The organism is Streptomyces sp. NPDC045899 (assembly GCF_056431485.1).
In genome coordinates, this window is the sequence record NZ_JBWKKP010000070.1 from 1 (window position 1) to 3,634 (window position 3,634).

A 3,634-nucleotide genomic window follows, 5' to 3' on the forward strand; every position below is an offset into this window, starting at 1 on the left:
CACCCGGGTGCGGTTCCCCCGCGGCCAATGCCTCCAGCCCGGCTACCAGTTCTCCGCGTTCGGAGCCGATGACCACGGCGCGGTGGTCGAACAGGCTCCTTGAGGTGAGCAGTGACCAGCCCACCTCGACCGGCGCCGCTTCCGGGGCCTCGCCCAGCCGTTCGGCGAGCGCGGCCGCCTGACCGCGCAACGCCTGGTCGCTCTGGGCGGACAGCAGCCACGGCACACCGCCTACGGGTGTGAACGCGGCTGCAGACTCGCGGGTTTCGGGGTCCTCGGGTGTCTGCTCAAGGATCAGATGGGCATTGGTGCCGCTGATACCGAAGGAGGAGACACCCGCGCGGCGGGGCCGTTCGCGCTCGGGCCACGGGGTCGCCTCGTCGAGCAGCCGTACCTCACCCGCGGTCCAGTCCACATTGGGGCTCGGCTCGTCGATGTGCAGCGAGGCGGGCAGCAGCCCATGGCTCATCGCCATGACCATCTTGATGACACCCGCCACGCCGGCGGCGGCCTGGGTGTGTCCGATGTTGGACTTGACCGAGCCGAGCCACAGCGGTTGTCCGCCCAGCCGCTCCTGCCCGTAGGTGGCCAGCAGCGCCTGGGCCTCGATCGGGTCGCCCAGGGTGGTCCCCGTGCCGTGCGCCTCGACGGCGTCCACCTCAGCGGCGGTTAGCCGGGCGTTGGCGAGTGCTTGCCGGATCACGCGTTGCTGGGACGGTCCGTTGGGGGCGGTGAGTCCGTTGCTGGTGCCGTCCTGGTTGACGGCCGAGCCGCGCACGAGAGCCAGCACGCGGTGGCCGTTGCGCCGCGCGTCGGAGAGCCGTTCCAGCAGCACCAGACCGACACCCTCGCCCCACACCATGCCGTCGGCCGCCGAGGCGAACGGTTTACAGCGGGCGTCGGATGCCAGCCCGCGCTGCCGCGAGAACTCGATGAAAGCACCAGGGGTCGCCATCACGGTGACGCCACCGGCCAGCGCGAGGGTGCATTCGCCTTGCCGTAGCGCTTGGGCGGCCAGGTGCATGGCCACCAGGGAGGACGAGCACGCGGTGTCCACGGTGACCGCGGGCCCCTCCAGGCCGAACGAGTACGCCACCCGGCCGGACACCACACTGCCGATGTTCCCCGTGGCGACGTAGCCCTCGACGTCGCTCGCCGTATCGCCGGTGAGCGACAGATAGTCCTGTGAGGTCACTCCCGCGAAGACACCGGTGTTGCTGCCCTTGAGCCCGTCCCGGTCCATCCCCGCGTGTTCGAAGGTCTCCCACGCGGTCTCCAGCAGCAGCCGCTGCTGGGGATCCATCGCCGTCGCCTCACGCGGGCTGATGCCGAAGAACGCCGCGTCGAACTCGCCCGCCCCGTACAGGAACCCGCCCTCGCGGACATAGCTCGTTCCCGGGTGTTCGGGGTCCGGATGGAAGAGCGCGTCCAGGTCCCAGTGACGGTCGGTGGGCATTTCGCCGATGGCGTCGCGGCGCGCCACCACCAGCTCCCACAGCTCCTTGGGGGTACGGGCGCCGCCGGGGAAGCGGCAGCCCATGCCGACGATCGCGATCGGTTCGTCGAGCGCGGCCGCGGTGGGCGTGTGCGTGGCGACGGCCGTCTGCCCACCGGTGAGTTTGCCGCGCAGATACGCGGCCAGGGCGTCGGGCGTCGGATGGTCGAAGACCAGGGTGGGCGGCAGTTCGACACCGGTGGTGGCGGTGAGCTGGTTGCGCAGCTCGACCGCGGTCAGGGAGTCGAATCCGAGCTCCTGGAAGGGCTGGGCGGGCGGAATGGCGTCCGGTCCCGCGTGGCCGAGGATCGTGGCCGCCAGGGACCGGATCCGGTGGAGGAGAAGCTGGTGTCCCTCGGCGGGAGTGCTGCTGCCGAGCTGCTGGAGCAGCGGGGAGGCGGTCGCGCCATCGCGGTGATCAGCCGGGCCGGTGGGTGCCGGGATGAGTTCGCGGAGCAGGGGGCTGGGGCGCTGAGCGGTGAAGGTGGCGGGGAACGTCGTCCAGTCGACATCCGCGATGGTCACGGTGGTGTCGCGGTGGTTGAGCGCGTGGCGCAGGGACGCGAGGGCGAGATCCGGGCTGAGCGGCGAGAGTCCGCGTCGGCTGTAGAAGGCACGGGCCGTTTCGTCGGCGGCCATTCCGGCGTCGCTCCAGGGGCCCCAGGCCAGGCTGGTGGCGGGTAGTCCCCGGGCGCGGCGGTGTTCGGCGAGTGCGTCGAGGTAGGTGTTCGCCGCGGCGTAGGCGCCCTGTCGGCTGCCGCCCCAGGCAGCGGCCCCGGAGGAGAAGAGGACGAACGCGGAGAGGTCCAGGTCCGCGGTGAGCTCGTGCAGATGGGCGGCGGCCAGTGCCTTGGAACGCAGTACGTGGTGCAGCCGGTCCGGTCCGAGATCGGCGAGGAGCTCGGTGTCGGATGTCCCGGCGGTGTGGATGACGGTGGTGAGGGGGTGTTCGGTCGGCACGGTGTCGAGGAGTTCGCGCAGTGCGTCACGGTCGGCGGCGTCGCAGGCGGTGATGGTGACGTGGGTGCCGAGTGTGGTGAGCTCTTGGGTGAGTTGGGTGGCGCCGGGTGCGTCGGGGCCGCTGCGGCTGATGAGGTGGAGTCGGGGTGCGCCGTGGTGGGCGAGCCAGCGGGCTATCTGTGCGCCGAGGCCGCCGGTTCCGCCGGTGATGAGGGTGGTGCCGGAGGGTTGCCAGGTGGTGGGTGCCGTGGCCGGTGCGGTGGCGCGCACGAGACGCCGGGCGAAACAGCCGGTGCCGCGGATCGCGACCTGGTCCTCCGGCTGGCCCAGCACGAGGAGGGAGGCCAGACGGCGTCCCGTGTGGTGGTCGATGACGGTCGGAACGTCGATGAGACCGCCCCAGCTCCGCGGGTGTTCCAACGCGGCCGTCCGGCCCAGTCCCCAGGTCTGGGACTGGAGCGGATGCGGCAGCGGCTCGCCGGGGGTGGCGGCGACGGCACCTTGGGTGAGGCACCACAGGGGCGCGTCGATCCCGGTGTCATTCAACGCCTGAAGGAGTGCGGTGGTCGCGGCGAGTCCGGCGGGTACCGCGGGAAAGTCGGGATGGGGCCCCTGGTCGAGCGCGAGCAGGCTCAGCACTCCGCTGACATCGGCACCGGAGGCGGCCGCGTCGAGTGCGTGGGCGATGGTGTCCCGGTCGGCACGGTCGGCCTCGACGGTGTTCGGGAGTGGCGTCGCGCCGTGGGAGACGAGGGCCTGTGTCACCATCCGCACGACAGGGTGGTCCGTTTGGCCGTCGGGGACGATCAGCAGCCAGGTCCCGGAGAGCGCGGGAGGCGCGGAGGCTTCGGAAAGATGCTTCCAGGTGGTCCGGTACCGCCAGGAGTCCATGACCGACTGCTCCCGGTGGTGCCGCCGCCAGGCCGAGAGGGTCGGCAACAACGCACCGAGCATGGGCTGCTGATCCGCGGGGGAGTTCAGCGTCGCCGCCAGCGCGTCCACATCCTCACGCTCCACGGCCTCCCAGAACTCCCGGTCCGCCGCCGCGGCCTCGGCGACGGCCGCCGTACCCGATGACCGCGCGGCCAGCCAGAAGTGCTGGTGTTGGAAGGCGTAGGTGGGGAGGTCGACGAGGTGGGGGGTGGGGTGGGCTGGGTACCAGCTGGTCCAGTCGATGGT

At 71.5% G+C, this 3,634-nt stretch carries 1 protein-coding gene; it reads right to left on the bottom strand.

Annotated features, from left to right (window positions below; all coding sequences use genetic code 11):
• On the bottom strand, nt 1-3,634 hold a 3,634-nt coding region (locus AC07FT_RS36325), incomplete at both ends, for an SDR family NAD(P)-dependent oxidoreductase (RefSeq protein WP_479180443.1).